This is a genomic window from Algibacter sp. 2305UL17-15, from assembly GCF_040720935.1.
GTDB lineage: Bacteria > Bacteroidota > Bacteroidia > Flavobacteriales > Flavobacteriaceae > Jejuia.
Genome location: NZ_JBFDAE010000003.1, coordinates 284,950 through 302,155 on the forward strand (window position 1 = coordinate 284,950; position 17,206 = coordinate 302,155).

General features: G+C 32.6%; 17 protein-coding genes and 1 pseudogene. 4 read left to right on the forward strand and 14 right to left on the reverse strand.

The window, feature by feature from the left end:
* Positions 1-63: 63 nt before the first annotated feature.
* Positions 64-345, reverse strand: coding sequence for a hypothetical protein (locus tag ABXQ82_RS04940; protein ID WP_367055743.1), 282 nt, complete (start codon positions 343-345; stop codon positions 64-66).
* Between the two features lie 1,688 nt (positions 346-2,033).
* Here ABXQ82_RS04940 and ABXQ82_RS04945 point away from each other — a divergent pair.
* From ABXQ82_RS04945 to ABXQ82_RS04955, 3 genes are all read left to right on the forward strand, one after another.
* The gene (locus ABXQ82_RS04945; RefSeq protein WP_367055746.1) at positions 2,034-2,336 is read left to right on the forward strand and encodes a helix-turn-helix domain-containing protein; all 303 of its coding nucleotides are present in this window, start codon (positions 2,034-2,036) and stop codon (positions 2,334-2,336) included.
* Positions 2,337-2,428: 92 nt separating this feature from the next.
* Positions 2,429-2,785, forward strand: coding sequence for a plasmid mobilization relaxosome protein MobC (mobC, locus tag ABXQ82_RS04950; RefSeq protein ID WP_367055749.1), 357 nt, complete (start codon positions 2,429-2,431; stop codon positions 2,783-2,785).
* Positions 2,766-3,809 (forward strand): relaxase/mobilization nuclease domain-containing protein, encoded by a 1,044-nt coding sequence (locus ABXQ82_RS04955; RefSeq protein ID WP_367055752.1) that lies wholly within the window; start codon positions 2,766-2,768, stop codon positions 3,807-3,809. The genes mobC and ABXQ82_RS04955 overlap by 20 nt, the downstream gene beginning before the upstream one ends.
* A gap of 182 nt (positions 3,810-3,991) precedes the next feature.
* Here the strand turns inward: ABXQ82_RS04955 and ABXQ82_RS04960 are convergent, their stop codons facing one another.
* The 13 genes and pseudogenes from ABXQ82_RS04960 to ABXQ82_RS05020 all read right to left on the reverse strand — a co-directional run.
* Positions 3,992-5,038: a tyrosine-type recombinase/integrase gene (locus ABXQ82_RS04960; protein ID WP_367055756.1), complete on the reverse strand. Its 1,047-nt coding sequence runs from the start codon at positions 5,036-5,038 to the stop codon at positions 3,992-3,994.
* A 400-nt stretch (positions 5,039-5,438) separates the two neighbouring features.
* Entirely contained in the window at positions 5,439-5,843 is a 405-nt protein-coding gene (locus tag ABXQ82_RS04965) for a hypothetical protein (protein ID WP_367055759.1), read from the reverse strand.
* Between the two features lie 181 nt (positions 5,844-6,024).
* Entirely contained in the window at positions 6,025-6,429 is a 405-nt protein-coding gene (locus ABXQ82_RS04970; protein ID WP_367055762.1) for a hypothetical protein, read from the reverse strand.
* Positions 6,430-6,552: 123 nt separating this feature from the next.
* Positions 6,553-7,041, reverse strand: coding sequence for an RHS repeat-associated core domain-containing protein (locus ABXQ82_RS04975; RefSeq protein WP_367055765.1), 489 nt, complete (start codon positions 7,039-7,041; stop codon positions 6,553-6,555).
* Between the two features lie 306 nt (positions 7,042-7,347).
* Positions 7,348-7,881 (reverse strand): hypothetical protein, encoded by a 534-nt coding sequence (locus tag ABXQ82_RS04980; RefSeq protein WP_367055768.1) that lies wholly within the window; start codon positions 7,879-7,881, stop codon positions 7,348-7,350.
* Positions 7,882-7,895: 14 nt separating this feature from the next.
* Positions 7,896-8,684, reverse strand: coding sequence for a hypothetical protein (locus tag ABXQ82_RS04985; protein ID WP_367055771.1), 789 nt, complete (start codon positions 8,682-8,684; stop codon positions 7,896-7,898).
* A gap of 312 nt (positions 8,685-8,996) precedes the next feature.
* Positions 8,997-9,320 carry a hypothetical protein gene (locus ABXQ82_RS04990; RefSeq protein ID WP_367055774.1) on the reverse strand — a complete coding sequence of 108 codons (324 nt, stop codon included), beginning with the start codon at positions 9,318-9,320 and terminating at the stop codon, positions 8,997-8,999.
* Positions 9,321-9,325: 5 nt separating this feature from the next.
* A complete protein-coding gene (locus ABXQ82_RS04995) occupies positions 9,326-10,357 on the reverse strand; it encodes a hypothetical protein (RefSeq protein ID WP_367055777.1) in 1,032 nt (343 codons plus the stop codon).
* A 303-nt stretch (positions 10,358-10,660) separates the two neighbouring features.
* Entirely contained in the window at positions 10,661-11,290 is a 630-nt protein-coding gene (locus ABXQ82_RS05000; protein WP_367055780.1) for an NADAR family protein, read from the reverse strand.
* Positions 11,287-12,372, reverse strand: coding sequence for an RHS repeat-associated core domain-containing protein (locus ABXQ82_RS05005; RefSeq protein WP_367055783.1), 1,086 nt, complete (start codon positions 12,370-12,372; stop codon positions 11,287-11,289). Before ABXQ82_RS05005 ends, ABXQ82_RS05000 begins: the two co-directional genes overlap by 4 nt.
* Positions 12,373-12,649: 277 nt before the next feature.
* The gene (locus tag ABXQ82_RS05010) at positions 12,650-13,669 is read right to left on the reverse strand and encodes an RHS repeat-associated core domain-containing protein (RefSeq protein WP_367055786.1); all 1,020 of its coding nucleotides are present in this window, start codon (positions 13,667-13,669) and stop codon (positions 12,650-12,652) included.
* Positions 13,670-14,105: 436 nt separating this feature from the next.
* The gene (locus ABXQ82_RS05015) at positions 14,106-14,903 is read right to left on the reverse strand and encodes a hypothetical protein (RefSeq protein WP_367055789.1); all 798 of its coding nucleotides are present in this window, start codon (positions 14,901-14,903) and stop codon (positions 14,106-14,108) included.
* A gap of 2 nt (positions 14,904-14,905) precedes the next feature.
* Positions 14,906-15,988, reverse strand: a pseudogene (locus tag ABXQ82_RS05020) (RHS repeat-associated core domain-containing protein); the annotation flags it as partial.
* A gap of 263 nt (positions 15,989-16,251) precedes the next feature.
* Between ABXQ82_RS05020 and ABXQ82_RS05025 the strand changes: the two are divergent.
* Entirely contained in the window at positions 16,252-16,974 is a 723-nt protein-coding gene (locus ABXQ82_RS05025) for a LytTR family DNA-binding domain-containing protein (RefSeq protein ID WP_367055791.1), read from the forward strand.
* Positions 16,975-17,206: the final 232 nt, after the last annotated feature.

Below are 17,206 nucleotides of genomic sequence, written 5' to 3' on the forward strand. Positions count from 1 at the left end.
TTGATTAAATCCCTCATGGGATTACTATTTTTTTTCATACTTATGAGTTGCTTGTTAACAACTTTAAGCACTGGTAGCTAGGTTGATTTTTTTCTTGAATATCCTGTTTACACAGACGACCTTACCATTGCTTTGCTTGATTTCCAAATTTTGAAAATCGTGCTGTTTCAAAACGTCAATGATACGCTCTCCCGTATTTATTCTTTCCAAACCTTCAATTACATCAACCTCCCCATTTTTGATTATTAATTTGATGGATAGAAACCTTTTGTTACGTATCATCTCCAATACTTGGATTTCAGAGGAAGATAATCCTGAAGATTGTAGCTTATCGGTCTTTTTCATAATCTATTTGTTTAAAAATGGCTTGCTTCGTGGCTTCCGACTAACTTTGGCTTTTAATCCGACCGACTTCTTATTGTCAATAGGCGACCTTATGTCGTTAGGGTCAAAAAGAACTCTGTCTTTAATAACAGTCTTTTTTTTAATTTATGAATAAATGGTCGGTGTGGAAACCGAGATTTTTTTTGGTGAAATCTGAAAACGTCAATAATGAATCCCTAGATTTTTGAGTTTTTAGATTGTTCCGTATCCATTTTAAAAAATTTGTTTTTCTTGATTATTGAAGGTAATGTTCTTGAAATTCCGTCATTATACGATTCATATTGTTGGATTGTGGTTTGTTTGATATATAGCAAACCTAATAAGATTTAATATCAAGCAATGGCTTTGCCGTACATGGTGTATTGTACGGTAAAATAGTTAACAGAGTTTCAAATCATCTAGCGCAATCCTAAATGAAGTTTATTCTGGGGTCTAGGAGTATTTATAAGGTTCATCTATCAGAAGTTGGAGTGAAGTTTTGTAGAGTGCTTTTCCATATCCGTTGTCATCATATTATTGACATGGTTTTTAGGGCGAACTTGTATGGAGGGCAAATCCCCTCCTTTCTTCTGTTCATTTATTCAATCGTATGTAATCCCTTTTGTGGATCCTATCGAGAATCAATGGGGTTGCTTGGTTTTTTGGAGAAAACTTTAGTCTCCTCATGAGGTTCGCCAAGTCTTTTGGTAAGTCTGCTCCATTGCGGTTTCAGGCCCCGGGATGACCTCGCTCCGCTCAACCATCCCGAACTTTTCACCTCCATTCCACAGACCCACCCAAGACTGCACATAAAGACTAAGGAAACTTAGAAAAAAAGTTCCCTTAGACTTTATTTTTCCCGCCGCCAACCCCAATCAACACATGGGTTGGTTTATTGAAATTGAATGTAATTTGTAATGAGCAATTTATCGGGTGAGAATTCATATATTATTGAGAGCGTGTGTAGGGTTCTTTATGAAATTTGGGCATCTTCATTTCTTTTGTGATAACCTAATTTTTAAATTCCATGAGTATTCCAATATATTCAATGTCATATTCTTTGTGATGACGCAAGGATTTTGATTTTTCCATTATTATCCCGTTATTCATTCTTGTTTCAGATTAATGCTAGTCCGCTTCTCAAAGACCCTGACGGGTGCTTTTTTTTGTGGCTAGGGAGAAAGAAGAAAAGGTGGATATTCCTTTGGTTTAGTTTTTGTTATCTTCTGTTTGGTGATCTATATATACATTTATATAAATGTATATATAAATGAATAACAAGTAATCATGGATGTTTTTTTGCATCTTTAAAAAAGGTATGCTAACAGTCGCATTCCACTTGCCTTATCTTTTTCTCCCTCTCCATTTATTTACACACCTTTTATCAAAATGGTTTAAGGGCTTTTATTTAAAGTTAACTGGTTCAGAATTGGGTAATACATGGGGAAAACGCACATGGAAAGGCACGTTACAAAACCGCGCTCCAATTTTTGGCAGATGAATCCTATAAATTCTTCCAAGTGCCAGAAGCGGAAATTTCGCTTAAAATAACGCTAGAGGATGTAAAACTCTACTGACTGTTTTATCGTACAGTACACCATGTACACCAAAGCCATTGCATAATGTCAAATGGTGGTAGGGTTGCTTTATGTACACTACAATTCTACAAAATGAAAAGAATATATGTAATGGACGGTGACCGAATTCAAGAGTACGTTCCCATTACCGGTCAAGAAAAACAAATTTCCAAAATCGGTCCGGAACCATCCACAGATTCAAAATCGGGAGATTCATTGTTGACCATTTCAGACCTTACTAAAAAATTCTCGGTTTCCAAACCAGCCATTTATTTCTGGATCAAAAAAGGGCTACTGAAAAGAACCCCAATTGGAGGCAGGGTTCTTTTTGACCCTAGCGACATAAGAACGCTTATTGATAACATGAAAGTTAGTCGGATAAAAAACCAAAGCTAGTCGGAAGTCGCGAAGCAAGCCATGTTTTTGCAAGCAAAAACTGCTCACTTCGTTCGCATGAAGTATAAAGTATCATCTCAAAATTCCTAAAAATGGCAAGACCTAAAAAAGACATACAATCATTAAAAGCAATTCGGGTAAACGTTAGAATGACGGTCAATGAATTCTTGGTTGTATCGGATAGTGCAAATTGTTTGGGCATCGGAATCCCTGATTATATCAGAAGAAAAGTAACGGGCAGGCCGCTTCCAAGAACAAGAGTGATGCCTGAAAACAGAAAACTGTTCATTGAGTTGAGCCGCATAGGTAATAACATTAACCAATTGACCAAAAAGGCACATTTAGGAATGCATACTCCCAAAATATTGCAAAGGGAATTGCTAGAGTTGAAAGAAACCATAAATCTCCTAAAGTCAAATATTGTAAACCATGATAGCCGATCAGATTAAGGGCAAGGACTTTTATGGATTGCTCGCTTACCACGAAAAGAAAGCAAAGAAAGGAAAGGGGTATTTTCTGGATGCCAATATCGTGCATGGAAAACCAGTAAGCATGACAAAGGAATTCAACGTTATAAGACAATTGCGACCTAGGCTAAGTAAAGCTGTCTATCATGTTTCATTGAACCTACCACATGAAGATAATATGACGGATAAAGAATTCATCTCGATGGGATGGGACTATCTACAGGGCATGGGATTTGATGACAATCAATACATCATGTACAGGCATATCGATCAGGAACACCAGCACATCCATATCATTGCGAACAGGGTAAAATTTTCTGGAGATTTGGTCAGCGACAGTAAAGATTATAAACGTAGTGAGCATCTGATAAGAACCTTGGAAAGAAAATATGGCTTGACCGAATTGACGAATGTTGAGTTGGGCAAGAAGGCATCGCCTAATAAAAAAGAATTGGAAAAAGCCATTCGTACAGGTAAACCTCCAATCAAATTACTATTACAAATAAAAATAGATGATGCCCTATCAAAATCGTATGATGTTTCAGAGTTTATCATTGCAATAAAGCAAAAAAACATCTCACCCAAATTCAATGCCAGTAAGACAACTGGAAGAGTTACTGGTATATCCTTTAAATACCAAGATGTGATATACAAGGGCAGTACTTTGGGAAGGCAATATTCATGGAACAATATTATTAAACAAATAGATTATGAACAAGACAGAGACCGTGCAATTATTCTCCAAAATGATATGCCAAAACGAGGAACTGAAGGAATTGGTGCTGAAAGTAATGGCGCAGCAATTGGAAGTGTTGGAGCGACAGGAAGCATTAAGAAAGGGGCAGGAGAAACTGATCAAAAACCAGATTGTTATTTGGGAAAAGCTCAAACAGATGGATTGATACAGGATTATAATGAAGAGATTGATTGGACTCCTTTTAAATTGGAATTTGGGGATAAAAATCGGTTTAAAAGGAAAAAGAAAAGAAAAGGTAGAAAGCTCTAGAACTAGTTACAGATGGGACGAAATATTTCAATGTCCATCGCGTGTTTAGCTTCAAGCTCGGTATTCAGTACTAAGCCTATACAAGATTTCTTGTATAGCTTTTTTTATTCAGGGTACAATATTTCTTTGTTTAGCAATTAAGTCAAGCTTATATTCTCAGTAAACCATTTATTGTTAAGTGCTCAATATACTTCCAACTTTTCATGCACTTTATCAATTTCTTTATCAATGTAAGCTTGAGCATAATGTACGTATCTGTTAAAAGAATTACTAGCATAACTATGTCCACTAATTTTGCGCACTAAATGTTCTGGCATACCTAAAATGAGTAGGGTAGTAATGGCTGTTCTACGCATCATGTGAGAGCTCATTTTGTCGCAAAACAGAAGTTGTTTTTTATTAGAAGTCTTATTTATAACTTTAGTTTTTCCTTGTCTTTCCCGAGTCATTTCAATTGGGTTTGTAAAACCAGCTTTTTCTCCTATTTGCTTTAAAGTTCTATTAAAAATAAATAGGGTTATAGTTCTAAAAAGATATGTTTTAGCAGATTTGTGGCGATAATTTTTGTAGATACTTACAGCATATTGTGGAAGCTTAATAAAACTATAAGTTTTAGTTTTTTGAGATTTAATTTTTAGATACCAATCATCATTTTCTTTTTCAAAATTTTTATTGGTTAATTTAAAAATATCTGAAAAGCGTAAACCCGTTGTGCAACCAAAAACAAATACATCTTTTGCCCGTTTCAGGGCAGGAGTGAGGCTGTTTTCAAAACCTTTGTCATGTATTAAAAATTTAAGTTGTTCAGGGGATAGCACCAAAATTTCAACATCTTCTTTACGAACATAGAATAATCTCTGAAAATCGCCTGTCGGGAAATCTTTATCATTCTTTAAATAATTAAAAAAAGTTCTAATTATCTTAATGTTATGGCCAACATAATTATCATATAACCCGTTCTTATAACAATGTTCAGTAAATTTTTTGTAAAATTTTTTCCAATAGTTTTTTTCCGAAAGTAGTTCTCTTTTATTAAGTTTTGAAGCATCGCAAATACGCAGTTCAAAACCAGTTTGTACATTAAATTTTATTAATAATTTTAATGAAGATTTATAGTTTTCAATAGAGCCTTTTGTTATGCGTTCACCGTTTTTTTTAAGACGTTTTCCTGTTTCGCTTTCGCGGATAAATTGTTGAAACAATGGGATTAGTGGAGTTGGTTTTTTCATAGATTTTCGTTTTGAATCGGATAATTACGAACGATAAATCTAGTGGATTTTTTTAATATGCTATGGATATAGCTAATTTAGGAAATGTATAAAGGGATTTTGTAAGACTAACATTATCAATTACTAAAAATAGTATGGTTTTTTTAAAGGCTTCTGGGACTTAAGTATTCAAAATCTTTAGTATTTATTAAAAAAGTCCTTTTTTCGCCAACTTCTTAATCAAAAAAAAACGAGCATAAAAGATATACACGTTTCGTAACATTAATGTTATTATTTACTTTACTGCCTATCTTTATCGCCACTAGTAAATACTAGCTGTAGCCGTTAGTTGGACAAACTAGCACCATCAGGGGGGGCTTTTTCTAAATTATTTTCTTCTTACTTTATTAATCCATAGTCATCATAAACCTAAACCTTTTAATTCTTTTGTGCTCAACTCTATAGTATAATATTCTAGTTCTTCGGTGTTTAATTCCTTAAAAAAATACTTTTCATATAATAGTTTATTATCTATATTAGAAATTTTAACTATTGTATTATTGGGATGAATAATTGTATTGCTATTATATTTTTCTAATCCTTCTATTAATTGTCCCATAACGATAAAATCAATTAATAAATTATCTTTTGAAAAAACAGCAAGATAAAGTTGTCTATCACTATTTGCTGAATTCCCATCATTAAAATTATGATATATAAAATAGCCATCAAATGATTTCGATATTTTTATGGTGCCTATTGCATAAAATTTATTGATACCCGTTTCTCCAACCACAATAAAAGGTTTATCATAGGTAGTTCGCAAAACATCATTAATTAAATTATAGGGTATTTCCTTTTTGCTATTAACCTCTATATTATTTAACGAATAAAAAGAGAATACTTTGCATATTGGATTAAATCTTAATTTAAAATTTGACAAAGAATTATCAGTATTTTGACAAACAAGATTTAAACTTACAAAGCAGAAAATAAAAGTTATTTTATTAATCATTATCAATTATCACTCTTTTTTTTGTGTCTTTTGTTATATTATCACTTATCGTGCCATCGATGTTATTCTTTTCTATTTCGATATCTAATTCATCATTAGATATCTGAATAGCATCTCTTATTAATGATTCTGTTCCTTCAAAATTTGCAGTATATGTTATTCCTACTGAAACTCCATTAGGATTTTGTGGGTCATTTATCTGAGTTAAATTTGCTTCAGAATTTAATTCAGTAGCTTTTTTTAATTCAACCTTGTAGCCTCTTGATTCTAACAATTTTTTTGTGTCATTTAAAAAGTCTGTACTTATATTTTCAGCTGAAAGGGTTATTGTAACATCTAATGAATATGATTGAACTGTTTTACTATAAATTTTCTCTTTAGTTACATAAAATGTCACTCCATCGATTTTCTTTCTTCCAGTAAACGGACTACCCGATTCAATTGTAGTTCCTATTAAATTGTTGGCTTCCTTATTGAAACTAATATAAGATTCGTTATTAACGAGCTTAGAATGAATATTTCAATCAAAGACATTCGGACTAGAGTTAGATTCAAGTATGACTCCCATAAAAAGCCCACCATTTCCAACTTTAACAGAAGTGAATTTAGCAGGTCTTAATGAACCATTACCGGTTCTCTTAAAACCTAACTTTTTTAATACTGACTCTATTACACCAAATTTAATCTTTTCATCATACTCAATTATCGTTAGGTATTTAGTTCTGTTTTCCCAACCTGTCTTTTGTTGAGTTATTACTCTGAAAGATTCAAGCCCTTCTAATTCTATAGAGTTAATTACTGAGTTTTCACTATACGCATAGGTACTGTTCCATGGGTAACTTGATGCCAACGGGTCAACCGCAAAAAATCTCCCCACCCTAGGGTCATGCATCCTATACTTATAATTTACAGAATTCCCTTCCCCCTTAATCTCATCATCCATCTCCTGTCCCTGAAACCCATATCGGTATGAGCCAGGGCTACCACCACTACGATTAGTCAAGGTCATTCCGGGGGAAGCCTAATCAAAACACCTGTAAAGGCTTTATGTATAAGAACGTTTGTGTTTTTTAATATATTAAAAACTTACCATTTTTTGCGTTTTTGGTATGTATTATAAGCACTAAAACAGTAAAAATATGATATAAAAATAGGGCTTTATTTTGGTTTTGGAAAGTGTGTCTTGAAACGAAGAAACGTCCCGTTAGGAGACACTTAAAACATATTTGGTACGCTTACTCGGTACGGCACTCGTCAAAGACGAAGCGCTAGCCGATACGAGGACTAGCTGGGGAGAATCGCAATTATATTGTATCTATTCAACTAATTTTTCATTCATTTTCTTTAGATACACCTTTTGTAATTTACTCCAATAGCTTGAAGTTAGTTTGCAATAATATAATTGTTGCTCTTGTCTATCTATAATCATAAACTTTTTCACATTATATAAAGCAGGCCGGAAGCTTAAAGAAGTAGTGCTAAAATCTCCATTAGTAACATTATTTCTAATAATTTGATCCCCAGCAGATTGATAATTGTAATCAAAAACATATCGATATTTACTTAAGTCTTTATATGTATCGTTGCTATTAAGTTCATCTATCGAGACAAATTCATAATTTCCTTTATAAATTTTTACGACATTCTTTTTTAAATATTTGTTATAGCTTCTGTGATGCGTTACAAATAATACAGTAGAATTTTGTTTACCAAATTCTGGTGGAATCGCTCCCTTCTCTTCAGTTATATAACTATTCGCTTTAGATTTAACAATAACCCCACAAGAGAAGAAAAAGAATAGGGTTAGTATCAATAATAAAAACTTAAATGGTTTAATATAATTAATCAAAATATTGAGTTTAGTTAATCCTTCTTGCCTTTGCTGTTTTTTTGAAACAACTTCTTAAAAAACCCGTCTTCGGTGTTTTTATGCTTATTTATGGAGTCCAATTTTTTTTGAGCGATTTTATTTAATTTTTTCTTTTGCTTTTTTATGGAATCGTTTTGTTTTTTAATTTTTCGATCAAATTTAATTTTTAATCTTTTAAGAGAATCTGTTTTTCTTTTAAATATTTTATCAAGCTTTATTTGAACTTTTTCTAAAGAATCCCGCTTTCTTAAAACCCGTTCTATTAACCCTAAAGGTCTTTCAGTATAAGTCGAATTATTTTTATGGTATGTAGTATCTTTAGTTTTATAATTAATCCATCTTCCAGTTTTTAAATTGTTTCTATAATCTCCAACAGAAATAATTTTACCTTCTGAATCATATACTGTAGATTTTCCATCCTTATAACCAGCTTTCCAGAATTCTTGCAATTGTAATTGGCCGTTTTCATACCAACTTTTCCAAACCCCATCTTTAAGCCCATAATTAAAAGCTCCCTGTTCAGCTATCTGGTTAGAGCGATAATATTTAGAACAAGAATTATGTAAAACATAACCTCCAGCATTAGCTAAAGAGCTATGTATTCTACCAGATTTAAACCAATAATAGATTTTATTATTATCAAAATTTTTTGATTTTTTTAATGATATATAACATTCAATATCAAAACCGTTTTCACGTACCATTCTTTTTTGCACATCGATTGTAAAGGCAAAACACACTCCAATGGTAAATATAAAAATGATAGATTTCCTCAAATTCATTTAGCCTAATAAATAAAATTACCTGTTATGACAGGAAATAGATTAATATGGCTGAAGTTACATGTATTGGATCTACCCTCTATAAGGTTTTGCCTTATTAAAAATAAGGTTTTAGAATAAATATATGGAAAAGCCTAACATTGCAAGTTAATAGGGAAATTAAAGTATAAACTTTTTTTAAGACGGGATACTCATTATCGCCACTAGTAGATACTAACGGTAGCCGTTACTTGGACAAACTAGCACCAGCAGTTGTAGCCGTTACGGTAAACTAGCACCGGCAAAGGGTTTACTTTGACTACTCATTTCCCACTAGTCGATAATTAAATAAATCTCATTATCATCATCAATCTGCCAACCTTTTATAGCTTCTGGCAATATATTTAGTTCTTTAAACTCACAATCCAAAGATATTAAACCTTTGTACCCTTTTTGAATTTCTAATGAATCTAATCTTTTTATTCCAAATGAAATTAATATTTGATTAATACTACAATTTACTTCCATAATCTCCTCATTAATGATAATTTTAATCACCTTATCATTTATAAAAATTGTGTTGTCCAAAAGAGCTGTAATGAAAAATAACTTTCCTTCATTTAACCTAATACGACCATAAAGCTTCACTTTTTTCATAGTTATTATTTAGTTGCCTTTTCATAAAATTGTTGAATTAGGTCATCAGATATTTGAGGTCCTAATTCTTTAATATAATTATTTAAACTGGTCGTTCCATTAATACTTGAAGGTATATTTTCAATACCAAGCTCTTTGAAAATATTCTTCGCTTTATCTATTGAAATTTTAAAACTAGCTTGATTTGAAAATTCTTCAGCAGATAATTTCACAAAAACCTCAAAATCATGAGGTAATGACGAATAATCAACATATGTTTCTAATGTTTTCACTTTTTCAGGTGATAATATTTCAAGAACCCCCTCCATTGCTGTTCTAGTTTTCCCCTCTATTGCATATAGAAGAGAAACTAATGGGTTTGTTGAAGCATGAGTCGCTTTAGCTGCTTGGGAATTAATACTTCCTAGGTTTCCTTTATAGGTGCCTCTAAATAGCCTATTAATCATTTGACCTCCTTCATCATTTCCTGAATTCAAAAAGACACCTTCAGGTAGTGCATCTCCCATCACAATCCCTGACACTAATGCTGTTCCTTGATATGCCATTTCATAATTCGCAGGATTAGAAAGCCAGCTTATACCACTACCCAAGGTGGTGGTAGTGGTTGATGAAATAGCAGCAAGAGCAGTTGGACCATAAACAGCAATTGCTGGTGCAAAGAGAGCTGTAAACACAAAAGCTGCACCTATCATTTCATTATTCCTCAATTCAGCTAATTTTACTGGGTCGCCTTTGGCTTCTTGTCTCCAACTATTAATTTTCTCATGAGCACGGTGCAAACCATATGGAGAAGTTTCTAAACCTTCTAATTCAATCCCATCTATAACCCTGTTTTCACTAAATGCATATGTAGAATTCCAAGGGTAACTATGAGCCAACGGGTCAACAGCAAAAAATCTCCCCACCCTAGGGTCATGCATCCTAAACGTGTAATTTACAGAACTACCAGAAGTGCCTTTAACTTCATCATCTTTCTCCTGTCCCTGGAAGCCATAACGGTAGCTATCCGTTGCCCCGTGGCGGTTTGGCAAAGTCATTCCGAAGTTAGCCTAATCAAAACACCTGTAAAGGCTTTATGTATAAGAACGTTTGTGTTTTTAAATACATTAAAAACTTACCATTTTTTGCTTTTTTGGCATGTATTATAAGCACTAAAACAGTAAAAATATAGTTAAAAATAGGGTTTTATTTTGAGATTTTAAACTAAAAAAAGCCTTTACATTGCTATAAAAGTTTTATGTTTTTATTTATTAATATTTACTGCCAATCCTTTGTAGCCACTAGTAAATACTAGCGGTAGCCGTTACTTTGATAAACTAGCACCAGTAGGGGGAGTAGCATTACTCAAAAATATCTTTCCAAGTCTCCGGAACAGGAAATATCTTATGATATTCTTCTTTATTAATTTGATTATAATAATTAGCCCAAACTAATAAGTAATCTTCACCTAGACCCATTCTCCAAAATAAATCATTTTCTTCCACATTAGGAAAAGCTATCCAAGGAGGAAAAATCAAATCCTTATCTGAATGTATTTTATGAATATATTCTCTGGTCTTCATTAATAACTCCCCAAGTCTGTTAAGACCACTTCCATCTCCTCCATTTCCCCAATAACTATCATTAACAGTATGTTCAACTATGATACTATCTTCTGTAGATAATAAGAGTTTCTTAAGACTATTATGCTGAGTAAATTTGGCTTTTAATGCTTCAAACATTACATCTTCTTTTAAAGACTCCCAATTTGTTTTTAAAGAATTATTTTTGTTTCTTCCTTCAATAGCTGCCTCCATGGGAGATTTCAAATCTCTAATTTTGTCTTTTACTAAATAATCGTCAAATTTTTCAGATTGAAAATAATGTTCTACAGTTTTCCAAATATACCCTTTAAGCATTATAGGATGCTTTGAAAAATTTGAAAACTCTCCATATTCATCTCCTGTTCTATAAAATTTTATTTTTTTCATTCAATTATTTTAATTGCACTTTGTTCAATTTTTTGAGATATAGAAACTTCTTGCTGCCATATTGAATAATGATAACCCGGAGAGCTACGCTGTAATTGCATCCATCCTCTCTCAACACTTCCTATAGAAACTTTTGACAAATCTATTCTAACCAATCCATTACCACTTGAAAAAGACCTAGCTATATTTATATCAGCAGAAGTGGCAATCCACGGATTATTAAAAAGGGCTTTTTTACTTGACCCCATTATTAAATGTTCTTCTAAGGTCCATGCCCCATAAGGCGCTTTTGCAAATAAACCATTTCCTGCTTTAACAGATGCTGCATCCAAAGATGTCATTGACCTATACACAAACATGTTAGCGTTAGGTTTAGGTACTGTACTTGATGCTACACTAGTAGGTAAAAATAAAGAGCCAGTACTAACAAAACCTAAAACACCTTCATCAGTAGTGGTTAATGTACCATCTAAATTGGTTATAGGGTCTCTACTCCAACCAACTGATGCTCCTGATGCCCATTCTGCAACAATATTTATACCATTTAATATTCCATAAACAGCCTGCTCTAATGGATACTCACTATTTGACATATAAGTCCAATTAGCAAAGACTCCCCAATTTACACTTTTAGGATTATTAAATTCTCTAGGTCCATTATCTACAACATCTTTCCATACAGGCTTATAACCAAAAAAGGATTTAAAAGGATTATTTGCTTCGAAATCGTCATATACATTATCTCTATAATTTCCAATATAACTATTTCCTTCTGGAACATTACTTTCTGTTGCAGTAGAGTCATAAGTATATTGTTCAGTAGTACTATTTTTAATATATGCTTCTAATCCTTCTAATTCTACAGCATCAATAACTCTATTTTCACTAAAAGCATAAGAAGAGTTCCAAGGGTATTTTTTTTCTAACGGGTCAACAGCAAAAAACCTACCCACCCTAGGGTCATGCATCCTATACTTGTAATTCAAGCTATTCCCTTCTCCCTTAATCTCATCATCTTTCTCCTGTCCCTGGAAGCCGTAACGGTAGGAATCCGTTGCCCCGTGGCGGTTTGGCAGGGTCATTCCGAAGGTAGTCTAATCAAAACACCTGCAAAGGCTTTATGTATAAGAACGTTCGTGTTTTTTAATATATTAAAAACTTACCATTTTTTGCTTTTTCGGTACGTTTTATAAGAACCAAAATGGCAAAAACATAGAGTAAAAATAGGGCTTTATTTTGATTTTGAAAAGTGTGTCTTGAAACGAAGAAAAGTCCCGCTTGGAGACGCTCTACATATATTTGGCACTTGCTTACTCTGTACGGCACTCGTCAAAGACGAAGCGCTAGCCGATACGAGGACTAGCTGGGTGCCATTGGTTTCAAATTCCACATTTGATTTTTAGCTTTCCACCAAGAGCCTGAACCTGAACTTGCTCCTTTTTCAAATAGCCAATGATGAACATCTTGACCTTTCTTGGCAAATCCTTTTTCTCCATAAAACTTTCTCCAACTACTCCAGTTTTTATAATTTTTACCAAATCCAACTACACCTCCTTTAGCAATACCAGTAAATAATGATTTAACTAAAAATATATCAGAAACAGCCATAGCTGAATTAAAAATACCCCAACCTATTTCACCATCTTCAAAATTTTGCATAGCCATCATACTACTACCATAAACAGGAATCATAGATTCTCCAGCTCCCACTTCAGGAAATTCAGATTCAAACCATTCCGTTTTGCCTCCTTTTAAAACAAATACACCAGCATACAAATCACCATTTTTATCTGTACCTGATGGCAATGCTACTTCAACACCATTACCTTTTTCTTCGCTATACGTTTTAACTAAATAAAGACTAGGGTTTGAAAACCTTTCTCTGTAATCAAGGACCGCTTCTCCAGCAATTTTTACATACCTAGGTGTACTACCACTCATACCTAAATCACCATTATTCCAAGTATTTCTTAAATGCCCTGTACTAACATAATCATTTTCAATATGAGACCAAAAATATTGGTCTCCATTATGCATAAAACCTACTACTATATCTTTATACCCAAGGTTTGTCGAATTTCCCGGTATAGATGTATTCCCTCCTCCCGGATTTTTAACATCATCACAATTCCCATCTGGACAATCACCAAATGGGTCGTTGAACAATATTGGATTATTTCTTTGAGCAACATATGGACTTTCCCAAGTAACTGAAGCCGGGTCAATAGTAAGCCATCTTCCTATCCTAGGGTCGTACTGTCTAAAATATGTTGTATAGCTATTTCCTTCACCTTTAATTGCATCATCTTTCTCCATTCCATTAAATCCATATCGATAAAGGCTAGGCTCCACCGCACCGTTGCGGTCGGGCAGGGTCATACCAAAGGTAGTCTAATCAAAACACCTCAAAAGGCTTTATGCATAAGAACGTTTGTGTTTTTTAATATATTAAAAACTTACCATTTTTTGCGTTTTTGGTATGTATTATAAGCACTAAAACAGTAAAAATATGATATAAAAATAGGGCTTTATTTTGGTTTTGGAAAGTGTGTCTTGAAACGAAGAAACGTCCCGCTTGGAGACGCTCTACATATATTTGGCACTTGCTTACTCTGTACGGCACTCGTCAAAGACGAAGCGCTAGCCGATACGAGGACTAGCTGGGACTTAACTGGTCTTGGTCATAGGTCTTAAAAACTACTTTTCTGCTCATTCTTAAAGTTAAGAATTTACTAGAAAAATTACAAAAAAAAGACTGCCTTTTTAGACAGCCTCATTACTTACAATACTTTAAACTTAAATAGTTGTACGTCCACTAATTTATACCATTACCAAACTTTTCTCGCAAATAAGCATCCATATCTTGGTAACTCATATCTAATATTTTACGGTCTATATCACAAAAACCTAAAAGCTTGGTTAGTTTTTTGTCTGTATTTGGGCTGTTTTCATATTCCTTAAAATTCTTATTAAATCCACCTATTGTAATAAACAATAATTCAACTTTAGATAAATCATTACTATCATTGTTCAATGTTATTTTACTACATAAATCTGAATACACATTTAATATATCCCAATATTTCAAAACAGGAAAATTGAATTTAGATGCAACACTAGTAGACTGAATATCTCCTAATAAATTCTTCAATGTCGAATTTAACAGTGTAATATCATTATAATTAAAAGTCTCTAAACTATATAGAACCATTTTATAGAATAAAGAATTTTTAAAGAACTGATGAATTTGTTTAATTTTGGTTTTATTTAAATAAAAATCAGCTATATCTGGTGCACCTTCAAATTCTAAATGAATATTCACTTGTTGGTATTTATCTAACTCTTTTCTATATTTATAAACTAATGTTTTTACAATAAGTTCATTACTATAAACATCATAATAATAAGGTGCTTTGTCTGCATTACTTTCAGGTTTTTTTTTATAATAAACATGAACTCTTAAAGTATCCTTTTCTTTAATTTCTACACTAACATCTGCCTTTAAATGCCATGTTTTCAATGTTTCAGAAATATTAAATTTCAAAGTAGTTATCTCTGTTTTATTTTCTGACTGACAACCTATAAATAGGAATATAAGCAATAGTACTCTCATAATTATTCTTTTACTGGGTCAAGATTATACCCTTGTAATACTGAATTTCTTTGATTCAAATCAATCTTTTTATCTTCTCTAGCAATTTCAATCGAATCATTGCGAGTTAAAGGTTCTGTTCCAAAAGTTGCTGTTCCATAACTTACGCCAACACCATAGCCTATACCTGTTCCTCTACCATTTGCATCGATAATTAAATTATTAAACTCATCAACTGCTTTTATATTTCCTCCAAATATCAGCGAACCACCTGTTGTTTCTGCCGTCGTTAATGGTCCTAATGCATCAGGGAAATTTGCTCCTTGCATTTCTTGAAGAATATCTGTATTATATTTTATTTTTGTAAAAATTGCTGCCTTACCACCAGCACCAACATTTAATGAAGTGGCATACTCCGAACTTGCTTTTCTATTCCAATAACCTAATTGAGCATTGTTAGGAGATTCAATAGATAGTTTTGATAATTCCATACCCACTCCACTTAATAAAACTCTTGAATTAACTAATAAACCAGTTCCTTTTGGAATAACAACATCTTCTGAAATTGGTTTTGTGGTTAAATATATATTTAATTCATCCCCTACATTAGAATTTAAATTTTTATAAATAGGATTATCAATGCTTAAGATATTTGTGCCATTCCAATCATCTATACCACCAGCCTTTGCATAGTATACTGCATTATCCATAACAACTTTATCCCATGTGACTGGTTTCTGAAGTGCATACCCATATTCTTTTTGAGTAGCTATATTATTAATATCTTCGGATACCTGAGATGGTCCTTGACCTGCCATTACTGTATAACCAACTAAAATACCATTTTTCACTATTGGTTCCAACCCTTCTAATTCTGTTGACATAATTGGTGTATTTCCACTAAATTGGTAAGGTGAATACCAAGGATATTCTTTTACAAGCGGGTCAACAGCAAAAAACCTACCCACACGTGGGTCATGCATTCTATACTTATAATTCAAAGAATTCCCTTCGCCTTTAACCTCGTCATCCTTCTCCTGTCCTTGGAAGCCATAGCGGTAAAGACTAGGCTCTATTGCACCATTCCTGTTAGGCAGGGTCATACCAAAGGGATAGTAATCAAATCCTCTGTAAAGCTAGTATTTATAAGAACGTAGCGGTTTATCAAAAACCTCAAAAATTACCTAATTATGCAATTTTGTATCATTTTTATCTTAAAAAAAAGCATAATAACGATATAAATATAATGAATATTAAATTAATCCTACATTCGCTAACCCTTAAAAAAAACCTTACTTAAACTAAGGATAAACCTTGATTAGTTGTGTTAATTTATAGATACTTTTAGGGTTCTAAAATTTATATTAGCTTGAATAATTATTTTATAATAGAAACTGATACATACGTCATCGATACAATAAAAAAAGTTTTGGAAGAGTTGCCAGAATTTAATTGTATCGGAAGTTCTAGTGATTATGATATGTCTATGAACACGATACTTAAAGAAATGCCTATGTTGATTTTTATCAATATAGATTGCCAAAGCAATAACCCCTTTAATTTGGTAAATGAATTGAATCAATACTTGAAAAGTGACACAGAGTTTATAGCAATTTCTTCATCAAAAACAAAAACGTACCAAGCTATTAAAACGGGCTTTTTTGACTATTTATTAAATCCTGTTACAGATTTAGAAATAAGGAAAACAGCATTGAGATTTAAAAAAAAACATCCGAGTAAGGCAAGTAAAACTATTTGCTTAAAATCTTATAAAGATTTCCGATATCTAGATGTTGAAGAAATTTTATTTTTAAAGGCGGATAACAATACTACTGATTTTCATATGAGCGATGGTAGTGTTATAAATTCATATAAAACTTTAAAAACATACGAATCTATACTACCGGAAACCTTCTTGCGGGTTCATAAAAGCTACATTATTAACTCCGCTTATATTTCTAGGATTAATTATGGTAAATCTAAATTTACTTTGAAGAAGCAAAAACATGTGCCTTTTACCAAAACTTACATAGAAAATGTTGATTTAATGGTTAATTCGTTAAATCCTATTTCTAAAATTCTTCTAAATTGAATTTCTCTTTCAAATAACACCCTTTCACTCTTAGAAACAATGCTTTCACTAAAGAAAGCATGTGAAATTACGTTTATATAAGTATGATTTTTAGCTTAGTACTCAGGTAATATTATGCGTTTTTAGCATATTTATACTACTGCCCCAAGCTAAAACAACTAACCTTATTTTTAGATAAAATTTTATTTAGACTTCTCTCACTAAGTAATTATAACATGTAGATGGTGGCAAG